21 protein-coding genes and 2 pseudogenes are annotated in these 19,731 nt (G+C 71.4%); 12 read left to right on the top strand and 11 right to left on the bottom strand.

Annotated elements, in window-relative coordinates:
- Positions 1-65: 65 nt before the first annotated feature.
- From ABT154_RS17730 to ABT154_RS17715, 5 genes and pseudogenes are all read right to left on the bottom strand, one after another.
- Positions 66-641, bottom strand: a pseudogene (locus ABT154_RS17730) (low temperature requirement protein A); the annotation flags it as partial.
- Between the two features lie 271 nt (positions 642-912).
- A pseudogene (locus ABT154_RS33945) lies at positions 913-1,164 on the bottom strand (site-specific integrase); the annotation flags it as partial.
- Positions 1,165-1,182: 18 nt separating this feature from the next.
- On the bottom strand, positions 1,183-1,938 hold the full coding sequence (locus ABT154_RS17725; protein ID WP_351857738.1) for a transposase family protein: 756 nt from the start codon (positions 1,936-1,938) through the stop codon (positions 1,183-1,185).
- Positions 1,939-2,035: 97 nt separating this feature from the next.
- Positions 2,036-2,269, bottom strand: a complete 234-nt coding sequence (locus tag ABT154_RS17720; protein WP_351857737.1) for a winged helix-turn-helix domain-containing protein — start codon at positions 2,267-2,269, stop codon at positions 2,036-2,038.
- 39 nt (positions 2,270-2,308) lie between these two features.
- Positions 2,309-3,871 (bottom strand): hypothetical protein, encoded by a 1,563-nt coding sequence (locus ABT154_RS17715; RefSeq protein WP_351857736.1) that lies wholly within the window; start codon positions 3,869-3,871, stop codon positions 2,309-2,311.
- 604 nt (positions 3,872-4,475) lie between these two features.
- Between ABT154_RS17715 and ABT154_RS17710 the strand changes: the two genes are divergently transcribed.
- Positions 4,476-4,898 (top strand): hypothetical protein, encoded by a 423-nt coding sequence (locus tag ABT154_RS17710; RefSeq protein WP_351857735.1) that lies wholly within the window; start codon positions 4,476-4,478, stop codon positions 4,896-4,898.
- Here the strand turns inward: ABT154_RS17710 and ABT154_RS17705 are convergent.
- Positions 4,888-5,721 (bottom strand): helix-turn-helix domain-containing protein, encoded by an 834-nt coding sequence (locus ABT154_RS17705; RefSeq protein ID WP_351857734.1) that lies wholly within the window; start codon positions 5,719-5,721, stop codon positions 4,888-4,890. The two genes, ABT154_RS17710 and ABT154_RS17705, sit on opposite strands and share 11 nt — an antisense overlap.
- Positions 5,722-5,812: 91 nt before the next feature.
- Between ABT154_RS17705 and ABT154_RS17700 the strand changes: the two genes are divergently transcribed.
- The 3 genes from ABT154_RS17700 to ABT154_RS17690 are packed head-to-tail and all read left to right on the top strand — an operon-like array spanning position 5,813 to position 7,286.
- The gene (locus tag ABT154_RS17700) at positions 5,813-6,118 is read left to right on the top strand and encodes a 4a-hydroxytetrahydrobiopterin dehydratase (RefSeq protein WP_317878053.1); all 306 of its coding nucleotides are present in this window, start codon (positions 5,813-5,815) and stop codon (positions 6,116-6,118) included.
- Positions 6,119-6,156: 38 nt separating this feature from the next.
- Positions 6,157-6,906 (top strand): class I SAM-dependent methyltransferase, encoded by a 750-nt coding sequence (locus ABT154_RS17695; RefSeq protein ID WP_351857733.1) that lies wholly within the window; start codon positions 6,157-6,159, stop codon positions 6,904-6,906.
- Entirely contained in the window at positions 6,885-7,286 is a 402-nt protein-coding gene (locus ABT154_RS17690; RefSeq protein ID WP_351857732.1) for a WCX domain-containing protein, read from the top strand. Before ABT154_RS17695 ends, ABT154_RS17690 begins: the two co-directional genes overlap by 22 nt.
- Positions 7,287-7,354: 68 nt before the next feature.
- Here the strand turns inward: ABT154_RS17690 and ABT154_RS17685 are convergent, their stop codons facing one another.
- Entirely contained in the window at positions 7,355-8,263 is a 909-nt protein-coding gene (locus ABT154_RS17685) for a Rossmann-fold NAD(P)-binding domain-containing protein (RefSeq protein ID WP_351857731.1), read from the bottom strand.
- Between the two features lie 95 nt (positions 8,264-8,358).
- Here ABT154_RS17685 and ABT154_RS17680 point away from each other — a divergent pair, with 95 nt between their 5' ends.
- Positions 8,359-9,291 (top strand): AraC family transcriptional regulator, encoded by a 933-nt coding sequence (locus ABT154_RS17680; protein ID WP_351857730.1) that lies wholly within the window; start codon positions 8,359-8,361, stop codon positions 9,289-9,291.
- Between the two features lie 166 nt (positions 9,292-9,457).
- On the top strand, positions 9,458-10,429 hold the full coding sequence (locus ABT154_RS17675; RefSeq protein ID WP_351857729.1) for a class I SAM-dependent methyltransferase: 972 nt from the start codon (positions 9,458-9,460) through the stop codon (positions 10,427-10,429).
- Positions 10,430-10,448: 19 nt separating this feature from the next.
- On the opposite strand, the gene ABT154_RS17670 is transcribed toward ABT154_RS17675, so the two are convergent.
- The gene (locus ABT154_RS17670; RefSeq protein ID WP_351857728.1) at positions 10,449-10,913 is read right to left on the bottom strand and encodes an RICIN domain-containing protein; all 465 of its coding nucleotides are present in this window, start codon (positions 10,911-10,913) and stop codon (positions 10,449-10,451) included.
- Between the two features lie 190 nt (positions 10,914-11,103).
- On the opposite strand from ABT154_RS17670, the gene ABT154_RS17665 reads away from it, so the two are divergent.
- A complete protein-coding gene (locus tag ABT154_RS17665) occupies positions 11,104-11,532 on the top strand; it encodes an SUKH-4 family immunity protein (protein WP_351857804.1) in 429 nt (142 codons plus the stop codon).
- Between the two features lie 62 nt (positions 11,533-11,594).
- Here ABT154_RS17665 and ABT154_RS17660 read toward each other — a convergent pair whose 3' ends face one another.
- The 3 genes from ABT154_RS17660 to ABT154_RS17650 form a co-directional block, all read right to left on the bottom strand.
- Positions 11,595-12,389 (bottom strand): aldo/keto reductase, encoded by a 795-nt coding sequence (locus ABT154_RS17660; RefSeq protein ID WP_351857803.1) that lies wholly within the window; start codon positions 12,387-12,389, stop codon positions 11,595-11,597.
- A 215-nt stretch (positions 12,390-12,604) separates the two neighbouring features.
- Entirely contained in the window at positions 12,605-14,428 is a 1,824-nt protein-coding gene (locus ABT154_RS17655) for an AMP-dependent synthetase/ligase (protein ID WP_351857727.1), read from the bottom strand.
- A 369-nt stretch (positions 14,429-14,797) separates the two neighbouring features.
- Complete coding sequence (locus tag ABT154_RS17650) at positions 14,798-15,664, bottom strand: LysR substrate-binding domain-containing protein (protein ID WP_351857726.1); 867 nt, start codon at positions 15,662-15,664, stop codon at positions 14,798-14,800.
- Between the two features lie 131 nt (positions 15,665-15,795).
- Between ABT154_RS17650 and ABT154_RS17645 the strand changes: the two genes are divergently transcribed.
- The 5 genes from ABT154_RS17645 (at position 15,796) to ABT154_RS17625 (ending at position 19,680) form a co-directional block, all read left to right on the top strand.
- Positions 15,796-16,929: a bile acid:sodium symporter family protein gene (locus tag ABT154_RS17645; protein WP_351857725.1), complete on the top strand. Its 1,134-nt coding sequence runs from the start codon at positions 15,796-15,798 to the stop codon at positions 16,927-16,929.
- Positions 16,930-16,954: 25 nt separating this feature from the next.
- Positions 16,955-17,476 (top strand): isochorismatase family protein, encoded by a 522-nt coding sequence (locus tag ABT154_RS17640; RefSeq protein ID WP_351857724.1) that lies wholly within the window; start codon positions 16,955-16,957, stop codon positions 17,474-17,476.
- Positions 17,473-17,856, top strand: coding sequence for a (2Fe-2S) ferredoxin domain-containing protein (locus ABT154_RS17635; protein WP_351857723.1), 384 nt, complete (start codon positions 17,473-17,475; stop codon positions 17,854-17,856). The genes ABT154_RS17640 and ABT154_RS17635 overlap by 4 nt, the downstream gene beginning before the upstream one ends.
- 174 nt (positions 17,857-18,030) lie before the next feature.
- Positions 18,031-18,981: a beta-ketoacyl-ACP synthase III gene (locus ABT154_RS17630; RefSeq protein WP_351857722.1), complete on the top strand. Its 951-nt coding sequence runs from the start codon at positions 18,031-18,033 to the stop codon at positions 18,979-18,981.
- 141 nt (positions 18,982-19,122) lie between these two features.
- The gene (locus ABT154_RS17625) at positions 19,123-19,680 is read left to right on the top strand and encodes a hypothetical protein (RefSeq protein ID WP_351857721.1); all 558 of its coding nucleotides are present in this window, start codon (positions 19,123-19,125) and stop codon (positions 19,678-19,680) included.
- Positions 19,681-19,731 lie beyond the last annotated feature (51 nt).

Here is a 19,731-nt window from a genome sequence, read left to right as displayed (position 1 = left end):
AGCCGCACGAGTGCCGCCGTCACCGTCGCGAGGACCGCGAGTGCGACCAGGGCCGGGACCAGGCCGACGAGCGGGCCCGCCGACAGGCAGCAGACGCCGCCCGTGGCCAGGGCGGTCGGCCGGCGGCCCGAGGTGCGCCGTACGATCGCCGCCGCACCGAGCAGGTACACGCCGACGCCACCGGTCAACGACCAGGCCACCACCCCGTGCAGGGGCTCGGCGAGGCCGTGGTGGCCGGTGTCGGCGACCTGCTGGAGGACCTTCTTCATGCCGAGCGCGCAGAGCACGACGCCCGCGACCAGCGGAAGGTGCAGGAAGGTGTACACATCGCTGGCGAACCGGGTGCGTGCGTCGCCGTCGAGCCCGGTGAGCCGGTGCTCCGCCGCCTCGCCGAGCTGCCGGAAGTACAGCCGCCACAGACCCGCCGACAGCAGCAGTCCGGCGGCGGAGGCGCCGAGCACGGCGACGGTGAGCGGGAATCCGGAGACGCCGACGCCCATCGCGACGATGGACTCGCCGAGCGCGATGATCACGATCAGTCCGTGCCGTTCGGCGAAGTGCCCGGGGGAGTTGACCCGCCAGCCGGAGGAGCCGTTGACGTAGATGCCGCCGTAGTCGACGACCACCGCCCCGAGCCACAAGAGGAGTTGGACCCGTCCGCTGTACGCGCTGCCGATCAGGACAGGAGCAGCGGCGGCAGGACGGACATCAGCGCCGTACGCCGAAGGATGGCGCGCAGCGCGGCGTCCCCGGGGCTGGAGATCCAGTACGAGGCGAGGTGGAGGACGCGCACCGCATTACCTCCCACGCAACCTCTCCGCGCCTCTGGGGGTCACGTCCTCCCAGGTGAGACCCACATGGGAGGACGAGCCCGCAGGCAGGGGAGCCAAAAGGGGAGCCACCGGGTGAGAACTACACGCCGTCGCGCTTGAAGATCTCGTCCATGGCTTCGGCTCCTTCTGTGATGACAGGTCGGATCTGCTTGCGGTAGACGGTCTCCGTCGTCTGGGTGCCGCTGTGGCCCACGACTCTCGCGATGATCTCGATCGGTGTTCCGTGGTCGGAGAGGAGGGAGACGAAGCTGGTCCGCAGCTCCCGCGTCGTCCAGCTACGGGGAGCCGGGAGGCCGGCGTCCTTGAGGAGCGCGCGGAGGCTCCTCAGGACACTGAGCCTTTTCCAACCTCATGTTGAGGCGTGGTGAAGGACGAGTACGGCCTTGACGATGTCGGTGATCCGGTTGGTACTGCAGCGGAGCTTCCGCAGGAGGCGCCAGCCCTTCAGGACGGCCATGGCCTGCTCGCCGACGCACCGGATCTTGGCGTGGCTGCTGTTGTGACGTCGCTTCCATCGCTTCAGCCGTCGGCCCCGGAAGGGGACTCGGATGTGCCGACCGGCGCCTTGGTAGGCCTTGTCCGCCCAGCATTTCAGTCCCGCGGCGGCGAGCGCGTCGACGATCCCGTGGCTTCGGGCGGCCGTCAGGTCATGGGTGGAGCCTGGCAGAGCGGCCGAGGCCCAGAGCAGTCGGCCGAACGGATCGGTGAGGACCTGCACATTCATGCCGTGCCGTTTGTGCTTCCCCGAGTAGTACGGCGTGTCGACGGCGATCCGGTCGATCGGCAGCAGGGTGCCGTCCAGGATCACGAACGCCTTCGTCCGGGCCGTCTCCATCACCTCGTCCAGGGACGGTGCGAGGACGCACAGGACTTCGATCGCCTCACGTATGTACCGGTAGACGGTCGCGATACCGATCCCGAACCCCGCGGCGAGCTGGGCGTAGGTGTCACCGCACCGCAGATGGGCCAGGGCGAGCAGGGCCTGGCGGCCGGCGGGCAGTCGCCGCCACCGTGTACCGAGCTCCCGCCGCCTCGCGGTGAGCTGTCGCGTCAGATGCCGCAGGGTGCTGCTGGACAGATCGATCGAGGACGGGTAGACAAGCACGCGAAGCTCCTGGCAGACGCGGGTGATCTTGGTCGAGAACCCGTCTACCAGGAGCTTCGTCGTTGCGTACAGCCCTTGACCCCCCAACAGCCCGGCATCACGGGCAGGTTGGAAAAGGCTCACTGCCAAGGATACGGTAGGAGCTGCGGTCGTAGGCCTTGATGAAGCGCTCGTTCGCGAGTCGATTCAATACCTGGCGGAGGGCAGTACGGCCAATCTCCAGATCTGCACTTAGTGTGCGCTCTGAGGGCAACTTGTCGCCCGGGCCGTATTTTCCTGCTTCAATCCATGACCGGATCTTCTCGTAGACCCTCTGTGTCTTGGGTCCCATTATTGGCGCGCTCCTGACTAATTGATTGGCGATGAGGTTCTAGGCCCCGACGAGCAGTAGATTCCCGCGATCTGTGGACTTCAAGGTGAGCAGGTCCTGCCGATTACACAGAGCCTTGAATGCGGAAGTAGCGATCTCGATCGACCTGTCCTTGTGCTTCGAGGACTCGAAGAAGTCGGGCTCTTTTGTTCCATGGACCAAGTTGCTGCGAACGGAGTACATTCTCTTAACTTCATTGAATAGTTCCCTGCGTGCTGACGAGTCGTGGGGCTCCAACACGTGAGCGATCGACCCTGCGATTCGGAAGCCTACTTCTCCCTGGTTTGTGCCAAATAGATTCTCCCAGCAGATAACCGCATCTACGAAGGAGTCCATCGGGTCAAACCTTTCAGACGCAGCCGATAGGATACGCCTCATCCCCATATCCAAGTTTGCAGGGTTCTTGCTGACCTTTGCGGACCACTCTGCAGCTCTGGCAGCTGCTTCTGCATCTATCTCGATGGGTGAATGTTGGCTCGCGACTGAGTGATGGATCGAGAAGCTTACCGAGTGACCGGATTCGATTGGATTTACGATGGTCGTTGCCACTCCGATGGGTGCTTGGGGTAGGCCTTCGCAGGAGAATAGGATTGCAAGCCGCTCAAGGTCGATCATACGGCGTAGCTCTGTGTTGGACTTGATAAGGTGACTTCGGAATTTCTCCCAATGGGAGTCTGAATCCGTGGCAGGGAAAATGTCCAGAATCTCGATTTGGCAGGGAATTTCCATGACCGACTTGATTCCGGCGGCATCCATGAAAGATTGATAGTCGCTGGGGGTGAGTGGGCGGATCGTTCCACCGTGAAGGCTGACCTCGGAGCCCTCTGGGATAGCTACATTGCTCAATCCGACCAACGCTTTGGTGCTTGCCTTTCGCGTGCGGGCGAGTTTGCGAGCGTCTTGAAGTGACTGCCGAACTAGATCGCAGAATTCTGCAAGTGTGCAATCGGTCGTTGCCTTCTTGAGCGCAGCGCGCAAGAGTGCCCCGGCGAGCGTTGCTAGTTGAAAGCTCGAACTTGCCCCGGTCGACCAGTAGATCATTGACGCGATTTCAATGCCGAGCCCATCGTAAGTTTTCGGGTCGGGTGCGTCCGGGAATAGTTGCTTCAGGTCGGAATCTTCCAGGATCAATCGGCTCAGGTCTTTTGCCGATTGGGTGCCACGAAACGCGATACCTCCCGTCATCGCTGACGACATTCCTCCGGGGTCGCCCAAGGGGAGGGGTGTGAAAAGAGTGGCAGGGTACGCGTCGCTGGCGATTGTAAGCAAGGCCGCTTCGATAGGGTCGGAGCTTCCCCTTGTGTCTATTCTCCCTCCGCAGAACTTGCGGAGAATATTGGCTACGGATGATTGTGAAGACTCGTCGTACTGCATCACGTGCATCCTGGCCACAGCGGCCTGGTAATCATCGCTATTGGACTGGGCGGTCTGGCAAATCTTCTCCAGGGCCTCGATAACTTCTTGCTGGTCCTGTGAGAGGGATAGCGATGACATCTCTTCGGTTGATGAATTAATGCAGTAGCTAATGAATCGATCACCGAAGAATTCCCTGGCAGTCTCCATGGTGCGATCATAGTGGGGGATGTCTCCGGTGGGCCGCTGAACAGCCGTAATCGATGGGTCAGTAGATCTCGGCAGCACTGCAAGACCCAGGCTGCTTTCCGCCTCAGCGCGCGTGCCCGCCAGTGAGCAGGGCCGTTCCTGGGTCGCCCGAAGGCGGCCGAGGAGCACCGTGGGCCACGGCTCCGCGAGGCTTCCACCTGTGACGACAGGGATCCGGGGAGAGAAGCGGGTTGCCCCGTGGCTCCCTCCGCAAACAAGAAGCAGCGGGCAGTCCACATGTGCGTCGCCCTTGCTTTCGAGTCGGAGGGTTGGGGACCCCGGACTGGCAGTCGTGGCGACCTGGCCGACCAGGGAGCCAGATGGGGAGCCACGCGAGGCGACACGTAGCAGACGAAGGCGAACTCTAGCGACCGCAGTGGTTCCCCAGAAGCGCGGCGAGCGGGCGTCCGGCCGAGGCTGAGGGAAGGCCCGCATTACCTCCCACGTAATCGACCCCCCGCGCCCCGCCCGGCATGCTCAGGACCACCGGAACCCGGGCGGCGCACTCCGCTCGGGCTCCGGGCTCAGCGCCCGTACGAACGTCCCCCTTGGAGGGTGATCCACCATGTCCCAGGCCCTGCTGTCCGGTCTCGCCCGCACCGCCCGGCCCCAGGCCGCGGTGCGCCGCTTCCTGGCCCTCGACGCCGTCGTCACCGGCGCCAACGGCGTCGCCTACGCCGCCGCCTCGGGACCGCTCGGTGAGTTCCTCGGCGTCGACTCCGGCCTTCTGTTCGAACTCGGCGTCTTCCTCACCCTGTTCGCCGCCGGGGTCGGCTGGCTCGCGAGCCGCCCGCAGCCCCCGGCGCTCCTCGTGAAGCTCGTCGTCGACGCCAACGCCCTCTGGGCCGTGCTGAGCGTCGTCGCCCTGATCGCCTGGCTGGAGCCGACCACCGCAGGCCTGGTGTGGACCCCGATGCAGGCGGCCACCGTCGCCGGCTTCGCCGCACTCCAGTGGGCTGCCCTCCGGGCCGTCGCCGCTAGCCGCTGACCGGCGGCAGTGACCGCAGATACGCGACCGTCTCCGGGTCGGCCGGGAGGAACGTCTCGATGGCCAGCTCGGCGACGGTCACGTCCAGCGGCGTGTTGAACGTCGAGATCGACGACACGAACGACAGCACCCGCCCGTCGTGCTCGATCCGCAGCGGCAGCGCGAAGTAGGGGTACGGCTCCTCGTCCGACGCACCGGCACCGGTACCACCTGCGTCGGTGTCCGCGTCCGGCGGCAGCGGGTACGCCGCCACCTCCGCGTACAGCGCGCGCAGCGACTCCGATCGCGCCAGACCGATCTGACGCTCCATCTGCGCCAGCAGATGCCCCCGCCACTCCCGCAGGTTCCGGATCCGGGGCGCGAGGCCCTCCGGGTGCAGGGTGATCCGCATCGTGTTCAGCGGCGGGGTCAGCAGATGCTCCGGCAGCCCTTCGAGCAGCAGCCCGATGCCCCGGTTGGCCGCCACCACCGTGTACGAGCCGTCCACCACGAGCGCCGGATACGGCTCGTACCCCTGGAGCAGCCGCTCGATGCCCTCCCGGAGCGTCTCCAGGCGCGGGGCGTCGATCGGCGACTCCGTGTACCGGGGCGCGTACCCGGCGGCGAGCAGCAGCGCGTTCCGCTCGCGCACCGGCACCTCCAGGTGCTCGGCCAGCCTCAGCACCATGTCCTCGCTCGGCCGCGACCGCCCCGTCTCCACGAACGAGATGTGCCGCGCCGAGGAGTCGGCGCGCAGCGCCAGCTCCAGCTGGCTCAGCCGTCGCTGCTCGCGCCAGCCGCGCAGCAGCGGCCCCACCCCCGTGTCGCTCACGACAGTCGTCATGGCCAGACGGTATCCCAGAGGGGTCCCCGGGTACGTTTCCCCGGGGACCCCCGTCCGTCACCCGCGCCACCCGTCCGGAGGGAGCACCGCCGTGCCCACACAGCCGCTGTCGCAGAAGGAGATCGAGGACCGACTGCGGGAGCTTCCCGGCTGGTCGGTCGCAGAGGACCGCCTGACCCGCGCCTACCGGCTCGACGACCACTTCGCCGCCACCGCGCTCGTGGTCCATGTGGCCCGGATCCAGCAGGAGCTGGGCCACCACTCCGACCTGACCCTGGGGTACGACACCGTCTCCCTGTCCGTGAACACCCACTCCGCGGGCGGCGCCGTCACCGGGAAGGACTTCGAACTCGCCGAGCGCGTCGAAGGGATCGCGCCCGGCCACGGCGCCCGCTGACCCCCACCGGTCACCGCACCCCTCGTAGGATCGGGGGCATGGGGGAGACCGTGCTCGACTACGAGACCGAGGCAGCGCACTACGACCGGACCCGGGGCGGGGTGCCCCGGGCCGAGGCGGCGGCCGAGGCCGTGCTCCGGCTCGTCCCGCCCGGCGCCCGCACCCTGCTCGACCTGGCCTGCGGCACCGGTCTCGTCACCGAACGACTCGTCAGGCCCGGACTGCGCGTCCACGGCGCCGACGCCGCCCACGCCATGCTGCGGGTCGCGGCCGGACGCGCACCGGGCCGGGTCGTACGCGCCGACGCCCGTCGGCTGCCGCTCCCCGCAGCCGCCGTGGACGCGGTCAGCGCCGTCTGGCTGCTGCACCTCGTGCCGTTCGCGCCGGACGTGGTCGCCGAGGCGGCCCGCGTCCTGCGCCCCGGCGGTGTCCTGGTCGTCACCGTCGACAAGGACACCGCCCATGACGTCGGCAGCGACATCGACGCGATCCTGCGCCCCCACCGCTCGGCCGCCGCCGCCTCCGACCGCGCCGATCTGATCACCCGTCACGCGGAGGCCCACGGCCTCGAACCCGCCCCCGGCACCCGTTTCAGGGGGCACGGCCAGGGCGCCACCCCGCGCGACACCGTACGGAAGCTGCGGGCCGGGTACTTCGCCTCCTGGTTCCCCGGCGACGACCCGGCCACGACCGAGGAACTCGCCGCCACCCTGGCGGCGCTGCCGGACCAGGACCGCCCCCGCGACGACCCCCGCTACCGGCTGGCGTGCTTCGTCAGGCGCGGCTGAACGTCCTCACCCGTCCGTCCCGGCCCTCCGCCGAGGAAGCGAACCACGCGTCACGCGGCCACCCCCGTCGTGCCCGACGGCAGCGCGTCCGCCAGGTAACCGGCCGGACCGACTTCCACTCCCGGCTCCACCGCGACGAGGCGACCGTCCGCATCTCCGCACGCGGAGCCGCCCGCCTCACCGGGGCCGCCGCACGCGCGCTCGCCGCCACCGGCACCCCGGAGCCCGACGGCTGGACCCGCGCCACCCTCCCCGTCGAATCGCCCGACCACGCCCACGCCATGCTCCTCGGGCTCGGCGCGGAGGCGGAGGTCCTCGCGCCGGACCTCCGCGCCCGCATCGCGGTGACCGTACGGACCCTCGCCGAGCGGTACGTCTGAGCCGGCGGCCGTACGGACCCCGGCCGGGCGGTGCGCCGGTGCCGTTCGCGCGCCGCCCGGAGCCGGTCTCAGGACGCGGACGTCCGACCGTCCCACGCCTCCGTCGCGAAGTCGGCGAACGGGCGCGGGTCGCGGCCCAGCACCTGCTTCACCCCGTCCGTCACCGAGGCGTTGTGGCCGTCGAGGAGCGTCGCGAAGAGGTTCGCCAGCCATGCGGCCTCCGGGGCCGGGAGCCCGAAGCCCGCGAGGAATCCGGCGTAGTCGGCCTCGGACACCGGCTCGTAGACCACCGGACGGCCCGAAGCGCGGGAGATCTCCGCCGCCACCTCCGCGAAGCCCACCGGCCGGGGCCCCGTCAGCTCGTGCGTCCGGCCCGCGTGGCGGTCGTCCGTCAGGGTCTCCACGACCACGTCCGCGAGGTCGTCGGCGTCGATGAACGGCTCCGCCGTGTCACCCGCGGGGAAGACGACCGAGCCCGCCGCGACGCCCTCGGCGAGCAGCCCCTCGGAGAAGTTCTGCGCGAAGAACGAGGCCCGTACGACGGTCAGTTCCACCCCTTCGGCCGCCTCCCGCAGGGCCTCCTCCGCCGCGACCGCCTCCGGCTCCCCGCGCCCGGACAGCAGGGTGAGCCTCCCCACCCCGGCCTCCACGGCCAGGCGGCCGAAGGTCCGCATCGCCTCGACCGCGCCGGGGGCTGCGAGGTCCGGGTAGTAGGCCACGTACGCGGAGTCGGCGCCGCGCAGCGCCGGAGCCCAGGTGTCCGGGGCCTCCCAGTCGAAGGGGGTCGCGCCGGTACGGGACCCGGCGCGAACCGTCGCCCCGCGCGCCGTGAGCCGCTCGGCCACGCGCTGCCCGGTCTTCCCGGTGGCGCTCGTGACGAGCACGGTCGGCGCGGCCCCGCCGCCCTGAGCGCCCTGGGCGTTCTGGGCGTTCCGAGTGGTGTGAGTGTCCTGCGAGTTGTTCGTCTGGTTCGTCATGGGTCAAGACTCCCGCCCACGGACCCCCGTGCCCATGCTCCGCAGTCTCACGTCCCTGCGTCTGCGTCTCACCCGGCCGCCTACCCTTGGGTCCCATGGACGTACTCGCCGGACTCCTCGACGGCCCCCGCGCCAGGGGCGCCTTCCTGCTCCGCATGATCATGGAACCGCCGTGGTCCGTACGCATCGAGGACGGTGCGCCGATCTGTCTGATGTGCGTCACCTCGGGCGAGGCCTGGATCGTCCCCGGGACCGGCGACCCCGTCCTGCTGCGGCCCGGTGACATCGCCATCGCCCGCGGCCCGGAGCCGTACACCGTCGCGGACGCCCCCGACGCGCCGCCCCGTGCCCGTATCGGACCCGACGGCGCCTGCTCCACCCTCTCCGGGGAGCCGCTCGCCCAGACCATGCGGCTCGGCGTCCGCACCTGGGGCAACGCCCCGGACGGCGGCACCACGGTGCTCATCGGCACCTATCTGATGGACGGCGAGGTCGGCCGCCGGCTGCTCGACGCCCTGCCGGACCTGCTGCACCTGCCCGCGGACGTGTGGAAGTGCCCCCTCATGCCCTTCCTCGACGAGGAGATCGCCCGCGACGAACCCGGCCAGAGCGTCGTCCTCGACCGGGTCCTCGACCTGCTGCTCATCGCCGCCGTCCGTGCCTGGTTCTCCCGGCCCGACGCCGAGGCGCCCGCCTGGTACCGGGCCATGGGCGACCCGGTCGTCGGCCGGGCGCTCCGGCTGCTCCAGGACGACCCCGCCCATCCGTGGACCGTCGCGTCGCTCGCCGCGAAGACGGGCGTGTCACGGGCGTCGCTCGCCCGCCGCTTCACCGAACTCGTCGGCGAGCCCCCGATGGCGTACCTCACCGACTGGCGGCTCGCGCTCGCCGCCGACCTGCTGCGCGAGACGGACTCCACCGTCGAGTCCGTCGCCCGGCAGGTCGGCTACAGCGGGGCCTTCGCCCTGAGCGCGGCGTTCAAGCGGGTCAGGGGCGTCAGTCCGCAGGGACACCGCACGGGGGTGTGAGCCGTACGGACGCCGTTCCGGGGCGTGACGCGTACGGACACCGCTCCAGGGCGTGAGCCGTACGATCACCGCCCCGGCGCGTGACCCGTGCCACGACGGGCACGGATTCCTTGCCGGACCGGCAACTCTTCTCGCGATCCCGGTCGACTCCCCGCACGCTGGGACCATGACTCAGCAGATCGCGTCCCACGACGGACACGCCCACGGCGAGGGCCACGGCCACCAGCACTCCGCCGGCCACGCGGCAGCCCCGGCCCACAAGCACGGCCACGGTCACAAGCACGGTCACGACAGCACCCACCTCGACTGGAACGAGATCGCTCCGCTCCTGGAGCGGCAGGCCGAGGTCGCGAGCCCCGCCTACGCGGACGCCGCCGCCTGGCTCGGCACGCTCGCCCCGGTGCCGGGCGTCCGCCGGGTCCTCGACATCGGCAGCGGTCCCGGTGTCATCACCGGTCTGCTCGCGGAGGCCTTCCCGGCCGCCGAGACGGTCGCCGTCGACGGCACCCCCGAACTCCTCGTCCGCGCCGAGGCCCGTGCGCGGGCGCGAGGCCTCGGCGCCCGCGTCTCCACCCTGCACGCCGAACTCCCCGAGGGCATCGCGGGCCTGGGTGCGGCCGACCTGATCTGGGCCGGCAACTCGATGCACCACATGGGCGACCAGCGGGCCGCGCTCGTCGAGTTCGCCGGGCTGCTGAACCCCGGCGGTGTGATGGCCCTCGTCGAGGGCGGGCTGCCCACCCGTCATCTGCCCTGGCACATCGGCATCGGCCGGCCCGGCTTCGAGGCCCGCCTCGACGCCGCCCACGCCGACTGGTTCGGCGAGATGCGCGCCGAACTCCCCGGCTCCAAGGACGAGCCGGACGACTGGCGGGCGCTCCTCGCCTCCGCCGGGCTCACCCCGGCCGGCACCAGGACGTTCCTCACCGACCTCCCCGCGCCGGTGTCCCCACTGGTGCGGGAGCTGGTCATCGCCCACTACACCCGGATCCAGGAGGGCTGGGGCGGCCGTCTCGACGCGGACGACGCCGCGACCCTCGACCGGCTCCTGGACCCGTCCGACGAGCGGTCCCTGCACCACCGCACGGACCTGTACTACCTCACGGCCCGCACGGTCCACACCGCCCGCAAGGGCTGACGGACCGCACCCGGAACCGTCAGGACACCGGCTCCAGCCGCCACCACTGGAACGGGGAGTCGGTGTCCTCCCACTGCCGTACGTTGCCCCCGTCGTCCTTCGAACCGTCGGCGACCTCCAGGAACAGGCCGCTGACGAAGCTCACCAGCGCGACCGTCCCCGGCGACTGCAGGTCCTGCTCGATGATCCACTCCTGCGCGCCGAAGTTGTTCGCCCTCCACTGCTGGACGTTGGCGCCGTTCTCCGTGGACGCGCCCGCGACGTCGAGCCGCTTGCCGCTGGCCGCGTTGACCAGGTGGTGGAGCCCGCCGCCGTTGGGCACCGAGCTGATGTGCCAGTGCTGCGCGGGAGTTCCGCGCTCGGCGCCCTGCTGCACGTTGGCACCGCTGCGGCCCGACCCCTCGTACACCTCCAGGAGCAGCCCGCTGGCCACGTTCCGCACCCGGTAGAGGCCCTCCTCGACGGGCACCGGAGAACCACTCACGCATCGACTCCTTCGTCACGCACCGCTGTTGGACCCGACACTATGTCCCGGGTACGACAACGGCGGGTACGGCGAAGGCGCTGCCCACAGCCGTCCGCCGACGACCGCCCGGCCGGTGTCGGAGGCGCCTGCTGTCACCATGACCCGGTGACCGCACACGAACCCACCCCCCCCCGCCCCGCGCGACGACATCGACGCACGCGACGACGCCGCCCTGTTCGACGACCCCGCCGTGGACGCGCAGCCGCTGGGCCCCGGTCCCGAGGGGCTGCTGCGCGTCGGCGCCTTCGACCTCGGGTACTGCGACCCGGGCGAGGTGTTCGTCGATCCGACGACGGGAGCGGTCGGCATGCGGCAGCCCGACGGCAGCCACGGCCCGGGCGGCGACGCCGTCTTCCCGCTCGCCCGCGACCTGGACGCCTTCGTCCGCCTCCTGGAGGGCGTACGCCGCCACATGGGCGCCTGCTGGGACCCGTACCCGGGGGAGGCGGGCGTGTCGGCCTTCCTCCGCGCGATGGACGCCGTCGACGCCGGAGCGCTGGCCGAGGGGGCGCCCGGCGCCGGGATCTGGGAGCACCTCTTCGCTTCCGTCACCGAACTCGGCGTGTACGGCTACTGAGGCCGGGCGCGCAGCCGGCGCCGCACCGCCGAGACGGCGCGGCGCCGGAGGGTTCCGCGCCTTCAGGCGCCGACGTTGAACTCCGCCGGGTCCGGGCCGAGACGGCGGCTCTCGTCGAGCGCCGCGATGGCGGCCAGGTCCTCGGCGTCCAGCTCGAAGTCGAAGACCTCGATGTTCTCCCGGATACGGGAGGGGGTGACGGACTTCGGGATGACCACGTTCCCCAGCTGGAGGTGCCAGCGCAGCACGACCTGGGCCGGGGTGCGTCCGTGCTTGCGGCCGATCGCGACGATCGCCGGGACGTCCAGGAGGCCCTTGCCCGAGCCGAGCGGCGACCAGGCCTCGGTCGCGATCCCGTGCCGGGCGTGCGCCTCGCGCGAGGCCGCCTGGGTGAGCTGGGGGTGCAGCTCGATCTGGTTGACGGCGGGGACGACGGAGGTCTCGCCGATCAGCCGCTCCAGGTGCTCCGGGAGGAAGTTCGAGACGCCGATCGCCTTGGCGCGCCCGTCCGCGTAGATCTTCTCGAACGCCCGGTACGTGTCGACGTACGCGTCCTTCGCCGGGACCGGCCAGTGGATCAGGTACAGGTCGACGTGGTCGAGGCCGAGCTTGTCGAGCGAGTCGTCGAAGGCCTTGAGGGTCGAGTCGTAGCCCTGCTCGCTGTTCCACAGCTTGGTGGTGACGAAGAGGTCCTCGCGGGCGATCCCGGAGGCGGCGAGAGCACGGCCGGTGCCCTCCTCGTTCCCGTAGATCGCGGCGGTGTCGATCGAGCGGTAGCCGGCCTCCAGAGCCGTCGCCACGGCGTCCGCGGCCTCGTCGTCCGGCACCTGCCAGACACCGAAGCCCAGCTGCGGCATCCGGACGCCGTTGTTCAGGGTGACGGAGGGAACCTTGCTGTCCGTGCTCACGTGGGAGGGGTCCTTACTTGTCGCGGTTCGTGACGGTCGCGCACCCGCTCCAGCTCGTACGGGGGCGTCCCCACCGTCAACGATCACGGGGCCTCCCGCATTCCGCGCCCCGGCCCCTGGCCCGCCCCGGAGCCCCCCGGCCGGTCCCGGCGTGACGCGCCCGCTCAGCCGTACAGCGCCGCGACCTCCGCCGCGTACGCCCGCTCGATCGCCTTCCGCTTGAGCTTCAGCGACGGGGTGAGCAGCCCGTGCTCCTCGCTGAACGGATGCGCCAGGATGCGGAAGGTGCGGATCGACTCGGCCTGCGAGACGAGCGTGTTCGCGGCCACCACCCCCCGCCGGATCTCGGTCTCCAGGGACGGATCGCGCACCAGCTCCGACGGCGCGAGCGGCGGGCGCCCCTGCATCGCGAGCCAGTGCTCCACCGCCTCCTGGTCGAGCGTCACCAGCGCGGCGACATAGGGCCGGTCGTTGCCGACGACGATGCACTGGGATATCAGCGGATGCGCCCGGACCCGCTCCTCAAGACCCGTCGGCGCGACGCTCTTGCCGCCCGAGGTCACCAGGATCTCCTTCTTGCGCCCGGTGATCGTCAGATAGCCGTCCTCGTCGAGGGCGCCCAGGTCCCCGGTGGCCAGCCAGCCGTCGTTGAGCACGGCGGCCGTCGCCTCGGGGGCGTTGAGATAGCCGGAGAAGACCTGGCCGCCGTACAGCCAGACCTCGCCGTCCTCCGCGATGTGCACCGTCGTCCCCGGCACCGGCTGCCCGACCGTGCCGTACTTCGTCCGCTCCGGCGGGTTCGCGGTGGCGGCGGCGGACGACTCCGTCAGCCCGTACCCCTCGTACACCGTGATCCCCGCGCCCGCGAAGAACAGCCCCTGCCGGCGGTCCATCGCGGAACCGCCCGACATCGCGTGCCGCAGCCGCCCGCCCAGGGCGGCGCGGACCTTCACGTACACCGTCTTCTCGAAGAACTGGTGCTGCACGCGCAGCGCCGCCGAGGGCCCGGGGCCGGTCCCGAACGCCTTCTGCTCCAGCGCCTCCGCGTACGAGACCGCCACCTCCACGGCCTTGTCGAACGGGCCGGCCTTACCGTCCCGCTCCGCCTTGCGCCGGGCCGCGTGGAAGACCTTCTCGAAGACGTACGGCACCGCCAGGACGAAGCTCGGCCGGAACGCCGCGAGGTCCGGCAGCAGCTCGCCCGCCGCCATCACCGGCTGGTGCCCCAGCTTCACCCCGCTGCGGACCGCCGCGACCTCCACCATCCGCCCGAAGACGTGCGCGAGCGGCAGGAACAGCAGCGTCGAGGCCTGCTCGCCCGGCCGGGAACGGAACACCGGCTCCCAGCGGCCCACCAGCATGTCCGTCTCGAACATGAAGTTGGCGTGGGTGATCACACAGCCCTTCGGGCGGCCGGTCGTCCCCGAGGTGTAGATGACCGTCGCCACCGTCTCCGGGGTCACCGCCCTGCGGTGCCGGTGCACGACGTCCTCGTCGATGTCGGACCCCGCCGCCGTCAGCTCGTCCACCGCGCCCGCGTCCAGCTGCCACAGGCGCTGGAGCCGGGGCAGCCGGTCGATCACCGAGCCGATCGTCATCGCGTGGTCCTCGTGCTCCACCACGCACGCCGTGACCTCGGAGTCGTACAGCATCCAGAAGACCTGCTCGGCGGAGGAGGTCGGGTACACGGGCACGGGCTGCGCACCCACCGTCCACAGGGCGAAGTCGAACAGCGTCCACTCGTAGCGGGTACGGGCCATGATCGCGACCCGGTCGCCGAACCGCACGCCCTCCGCGATCAGGCCCTTCGCGAGGCCGAGGACCTCGTCCCTGAACCGCGCCGCCGACACCTCCCGCCACTCCCCGTCGGGATCCTTCCGGCCGAAGGACACCCGGTCCGGCTCGGCCAGGGCACGGTCGAACACGGCGTCCGCCAGACCGCCGACCTGAGGCGCCGCCTCGACGGGCGGCACGGTGAACTCGCGCACTGACCTGCTCCTCGACGGCTCGGTGGCTGGAAAAGCCCGTTGTCGCGCTCCGTACGGCGGGGTGACCGTATCCCACCCGACTGCCCGGCGGGAGGGCCTTCACCAAGCCGGGACATTCCGTGTTCGCACAGGTCAGGATGGGTGGGGGAGCCAAGTCACGGGTCCGGCGGGGCCGTTACCGACCGCGCGGTACGCCCACCGGGGTCGAATCTCCACGGAATCTGTACGGACCGCTCACCGGAGCGCCGTGGGGCCGGGACTGTGCGGTCGCTGAGGGGCGTCCGACCGGTGGGGAAGCGCGCCGCAGGCCCGCATCCGCCCACCGGCCGTCCGCCCGGCCCTGGCGCCGACCGCCCGCCCCCGTACCCCTCAGCCCGGCCGGTGCAGCCGGTCCCCGCCCGCCAGGATCGCCTCCGCCAACGCGTCCGCCGCCTCCTGCACGGCCCCGCCCCGCCGCCCCGCGCGCAGCACGAAGCCCACGTCACCCAGCTCCGGAAGCCCCGCACGGGCCGGCAGCGGCACGAGACCAGGTGGCACCATGCCCCGGGTGTGCGCCATCACCCCGAGCCCCGCGCGGGCCGCCGCCACGTTCGCACTCAGGCTGGAACTCGTACACGCGATCCGCCACGCCCGGCCCTGCGCCTCCAGAGCCTCGAGTGCCCGCGCCCGGGTGATCCCCGGCGGCGGGTACAGGATCAGCGGGACCGGACGGTCCGGATCGAGCCGCAGCCCCGGCGCGCCGATCCAGATCAGCGTGTCCTCCCACACGAGCCGGCCCTCGCTCTCAGCGCCGCGCCGTTTCGCCAGGATCAGATCGAGCCGCCCGGCGGCCAGCCGGGCCTGGAGCGTCCCGGACAGCTCGACCGTCAGCTCCAGGTCGACCTCGGGGTGCTCGCGCCGGAACGACTCCAGGATCTCCGGCAGCCGGGTCGTCACGAAGTCCTCCGACGCTCCGAACCGCAGCCGTCCGCGCAGCCGGGTCCCGCCGAAGAACGCCGCCGCCCGCTCGTGCGCCTGGAGGATCGTGCGCGCGAATCCGAGCATCGCCTCGCCGTCCTCCGTCAGCGCCACCCGGTGGGTGTCCCGGGTGAAGAGCGGCCGGCCGGTGGCCTCCTCCAGGCGCCGCACATGCTGGCTGACGGTCGACTGCCGCAGCCCCAGCCGGTCGGCGGCCCTGGTGAAGCTCAGGGTCTGGGCGACGGCGAGGAAGGTGCGCAACCGGGTGGGCTCGTACACGGGACGACCGTACCCGCTCATCGCGATTCGTGATGACAGTCAGAGCGCTGTACGGGATTCCCGATCACCGGCCCGTGGAGCAGGATGGGAAGGCGCGACCAGCCCCCGTAGTGCACGAAGCCGTGGAGCCCATGACCGTCCGTACGCCCGCCCGCACCCCACGCCGTGTCCTCCGCCCGCCGTCCCGGCTGCCCGTCGACGGTTACGTCCTCGCCCTGCTCGGTACGGTCGGCCTCGCCGCGCTGCTGCCCGCCTCGGGCGCCGCCGCCGACGTCGCGGAAGGCACGACCACCGGAGCCGTCGCCCTCCTCTTCTTCCTCTACGGCGCCCGGCTCTCCACCCGCGAAGCCCTCGACGGCCTCAAGCACTGGCGGCTCCACCTCACCGTCCTCGGCAGCACCTTCCTGCTCTTCCCGCTCCTCGGCCTCGCCGCGCGCGGCCTCGTCCCCACCGTCCTCACGCCCCAGCTCTACAGCGGTCTCCTCTTCCTCTGCCTGGTGCCGTCCACCATCCAGTCGTCCATCGCCTTCACCTCGATCGCGCGCGGCAACGTGCCCGCCGCGATCTGCGCCGGCTCCTTCTCCTCGCTCGCCGGCATTCTCCTCACCCCGCTGCTCGCGGCCCTGCTCCTCGGCAGCAGCGCCGGCGGCCTCTCCGCCGACGCGCTGCTCAAGATCGTGCTCCAGCTGCTCGTTCCGTTCCTCGCCGGACAGTTCCTGCGCCGCTGGGTCGGCGGCTTCCTGGTACGCCACAAGAAGGTCCTGGGGTACGTCGACCGGGGATCGATCCTCCTCGTCGTCTACACCGCGTTCAGCCAGGGCATGGTCGCCGGCATCTGGCACCTCGTCACCCCGGCCCGGCTCGGTCTGCTGGTCGCCGTCGAGGCCGCGCTGCTCGCCGCGATGCTGGCCCTGACCTGGTACGGGGCCGGGCGCCTCGGCTTCGGCCGGGCCGACCGGATCGCGATCCAGTTCGCCGGCTCGAAGAAGAGCCTGGCGGCCGGACTGCCGATGGCCAGCGTCCTCTTCGGCCCCGAGGCCGCCCTCGCCGTGCTCCCGCTGATGCTCTTCCACCAGATGCAGCTGATGGTCTGCGCGGTCCTCGCGAAGCGCCGCGCGCGCGACCCGGAGCCGGGGGAGACCCCGCCGGAACTCGGGGAGGCCCTGCCGGAGCCGGGGGAGACCCCGCCGGAGCGTGCGGAGGCCGCGCCGGCGCCCGCCCCGGCCCCCGTAGGCCGGATCACACCCACGGCCGCCCCGAGATGATCAACGGGGCCGCTACGGTGCTCCCATGCCCGCACTCGATTCCGGTCGCACCGCGCTCGTCCTCGTCGACCTCATGGAACGCATCGTCGCGCTGCCCCTCGCGCCCCGCCCCGGCACCGACGTCCTCGCCGCAGCCGCCCGGCTCGCCGACACCTTCCGGGCGGCCGGCGCCCCCGTCGTCCACATCCGCGTCGAGCGGCCGAACGTCGAGGCCCAGCCGCCCGGCAGCGAGCTGGTCCCCGACCTCGTCCGCGACGGCGAACCCGTCGTGGTGAAGGGCACCATCGGCGGCTTCCACGACACCGGACTCCATGAACTGCTGTCAGGGTTCGGCGCCACCACCCTCGTCCTCGGCGGCATCGCCACCAACCTCGGCGTCGAGTCCACCGCCCGCGCCGCCTGCGACCTCGGCTACGACCTGGTCTTCGCCGAGGACGCCATGACCGCGCTCACCGCCGAGGAGCACCACGCCTCCGTCGGCCTCGACTTCCCCCGCCTCGGCACGGTCGCCCCGGTCTCCGCGATCACCCTGGACGGCCCCGAGTGACCCCGGTCCCGATACGGTACGGGGCCCGCCCCTGCTCCCTGGTCGTCTGCCGGGGCTGCTGCTGCGGCGACGCCCGCAAGAACCCCGGCACCGACCACACCGGCCAGCTCGCCCGCCTCCGGGCCGCCGCCGCGGCCTCCGGCGGCCGGCTCGCCGTCCGTACCAGCGACTGCCTCGGCCCCTGCGCACAGGCGAACATCGTCGTCGTCCAGCCCTCCACCGAGGGCCGGCGGCGCGGCGGAAAGGCCGCCTGGATCGCCTTCACCCTCGACGAGGACGCCCTCGACGACATCCTCGCCTGGACCGGGGCCGGCGGCCCCGGCCTCGCCCCGCCCCCGGCCACCCTCGCGCTCCAGATGATCGACCCGCCGAAGAACTGACCCCGTCGCGGCTCCGGCCAGGGGCGGCGGGGGCCGTGCCCCACAGGGGTCCTTGTCACGGTCGGCCAAGCGGTACGGGGGAATCTTGGTGGTTTACGTCACCGGTTACCCATGAGTCGCTGGCAAGACTGGGGGATCCTGCCGGACGATCGAACCACCTAGGGGGTCCCGAGTATGACGGGCACTCGCATTGCCGCGCTCGGGCACTACCAGCCCGCCAAGGTGCTGACCAACCAGGATCTCGCGGAGTTGGTCGACACCGACGACGCGTGGATCACGAGCCGGGTCGGCATCCGCACCCGGCACATCGCCGGGCCCGACGAACCCGTCGACGAGCTCGCCGCCCACGCGGCGGGCAAGGCCCTGGCCACCGCGGGGCTCAGCCCGGACGACATCGACCTCGTCCTCGTGGCCACCTCCACGGCCATCGACCGCTCGCCCAACACGGCCGCCCGGGTCGCCGCCCGCCTCGGCATGATCTCGCCCGCGACCATGGACCTCAACGTGGTCTGCGCCGGTTTCACCCACGCCCTGGCCACCGCCGACCACGCGGTACGGGCGGGCGGCGCGCGCCGCGTCCTGGTGATCGGCGCCGACAAGATGTCCGACGTGGCCGACTGGACGGACCGCACCACCTGCGTCCTCGTCGGCGACGGCGCGGGCGCCGCGATCGTCGAGGCCGTGGACGAGGAGCAGAGCGTGCCCGCCATCGGCCCGGTGCTGTGGGGCTCGGTCCCGGAGATGGGCAACGCCGTCCGGATCGAGGGCACCCCGCCCCGCTTCGCCCAGGAGGGCCAGAGCGTCTACCGCTGGGCCACCCAGCAGCTCCCGGCCCTCGCCCGCAAGGCCTGCGAGCGCTCCGGCATCGCCCCCGAGGAACTCGCGGGCGTGGTCCTGCACCAGGCCAACCTGCGGATCATCGAGCCGCTCGCCGCGAAGATCGGCGCCGTGAACGCGATCGTCGCCCGCGATGTCGTCGACTCCGGCAACACCTCGGCCGCCTCCATCCCGCTCGCCCTGGCCAAGCTCGTCGAGCGCGGCGAACTCCCCACCGGAGCGCCGGTCCTGCTCTTCGGCTTCGGCGGGAACCTCTCGTACGCGGGACAGGTCGTCCGCGTTCCGTAGCCGGTACGGGCATGCCCCGTTCGGCGGAGCCCGGTGGCGGCGCGCCGGGGGCGGACCTAGCTTCGATCGCGGTGAGGGTCATCGCCTTCCGGCCCCGGAATCGCTCCGCGGCCGAGCCCTCGCGTGATCTGGAGGACCGCCATGCGCGCGATACGTGCCGCTTCCGCCGCCCTGCTGGGCGCCGCCGCCGTGGTCGCGGTCGCGCCGACGGCCCTGGCGGACGAGGGCAACCACGACGTCACGTCGTTCGGCTTCTCCGTCAGCCCCGCGACGGTCGCCCCCGGCGGCACCGTCACCCTCACCTCGGACGGCTGCGAGGTCCCTTCGGTGACGGTCACCTCCGGGGTCTTCGAAACGGTCACCCTCGCCGAGGGCCGGGCGGGCACCGCCACCGTCGACTTCGACGCCAAGGCGGGAACCCAGTACGAGATCACCTTCGACTGCAAAGGTGAGCGCGGCACCACCAAACTCACCATCGCCCAGGGCGACCAGGGCGGGAACCGGCCCGAGCACGACAACGGCGTGTCCCCCGGCGCGCACAAGGGCGTGAAGGCCGGCTACGGCACCACCGCGGCCTCCGGATCGACCCCCGAGGGCCTGGGAGCCACCGAGGTCGTCACCGGTGCGCTGCTCATCGCCGGGGCGCTCGGTGCCGCCGTCGTACTGACCCGACGCCGGGCCGCCCACGGCCGTCCCTGACGGCTCGCACCAGGGGGACCTGAAACGGCCCCTCCGCCCCGGTGTGACGAG

The sequence above is a fragment of the Streptomyces sp. NPDC001728 genome (genome assembly GCF_040297565.1).
Lineage (GTDB): Bacteria > Actinomycetota > Actinomycetes > Streptomycetales > Streptomycetaceae > Streptomyces.
Note: the sequence above shows the minus strand (reverse complement) of the source record. Positions and strands in the feature narration are given on the sequence as shown.

Bases quoted from the DNA above. Each gene is read 5' to 3' on its own strand.
- ABT154_RS17720 (WP_351857737.1), bottom strand. From the start codon at position 2,269: ATGGGACCCAAGACACAGAGGGTCTACGAGAAGATCCGGTCATGGATT.
- ABT154_RS17715 (WP_351857736.1), bottom strand. From the start codon at position 3,871: ATGGAGACTGCCAGGGAATTCTTCGGTGATCGATTCATTAGCTACTGC.
- ABT154_RS17710 (WP_351857735.1), top strand. From the start codon at position 4,476: ATGTCCCAGGCCCTGCTGTCCGGTCTCGCCCGCACCGCCCGGCCCCAG.
- ABT154_RS17705 (WP_351857734.1), bottom strand. From the start codon at position 5,721: ATGACGACTGTCGTGAGCGACACGGGGGTGGGGCCGCTGCTGCGCGGC.
- ABT154_RS17695 (WP_351857733.1), top strand. From the start codon at position 6,157: ATGGGGGAGACCGTGCTCGACTACGAGACCGAGGCAGCGCACTACGAC.
- ABT154_RS17685 (WP_351857731.1), bottom strand. From the start codon at position 8,263: ATGACGAACCAGACGAACAACTCGCAGGACACTCACACCACTCGGAAC.
- ABT154_RS17680 (WP_351857730.1), top strand. From the start codon at position 8,359: ATGGACGTACTCGCCGGACTCCTCGACGGCCCCCGCGCCAGGGGCGCC.
- ABT154_RS17675 (WP_351857729.1), top strand. From the start codon at position 9,458: ATGACTCAGCAGATCGCGTCCCACGACGGACACGCCCACGGCGAGGGC.
- ABT154_RS17660 (WP_351857803.1), bottom strand. From the start codon at position 12,389: ATGCCGCAGCTGGGCTTCGGTGTCTGGCAGGTGCCGGACGACGAGGCC.
- ABT154_RS17645 (WP_351857725.1), top strand. From the start codon at position 15,796: ATGACCGTCCGTACGCCCGCCCGCACCCCACGCCGTGTCCTCCGCCCG.
- ABT154_RS17640 (WP_351857724.1), top strand. From the start codon at position 16,955: ATGCCCGCACTCGATTCCGGTCGCACCGCGCTCGTCCTCGTCGACCTC.
- ABT154_RS17630 (WP_351857722.1), top strand. From the start codon at position 18,031: ATGACGGGCACTCGCATTGCCGCGCTCGGGCACTACCAGCCCGCCAAG.
- ABT154_RS17625 (WP_351857721.1), top strand. From the start codon at position 19,123: ATGCGCGCGATACGTGCCGCTTCCGCCGCCCTGCTGGGCGCCGCCGCC.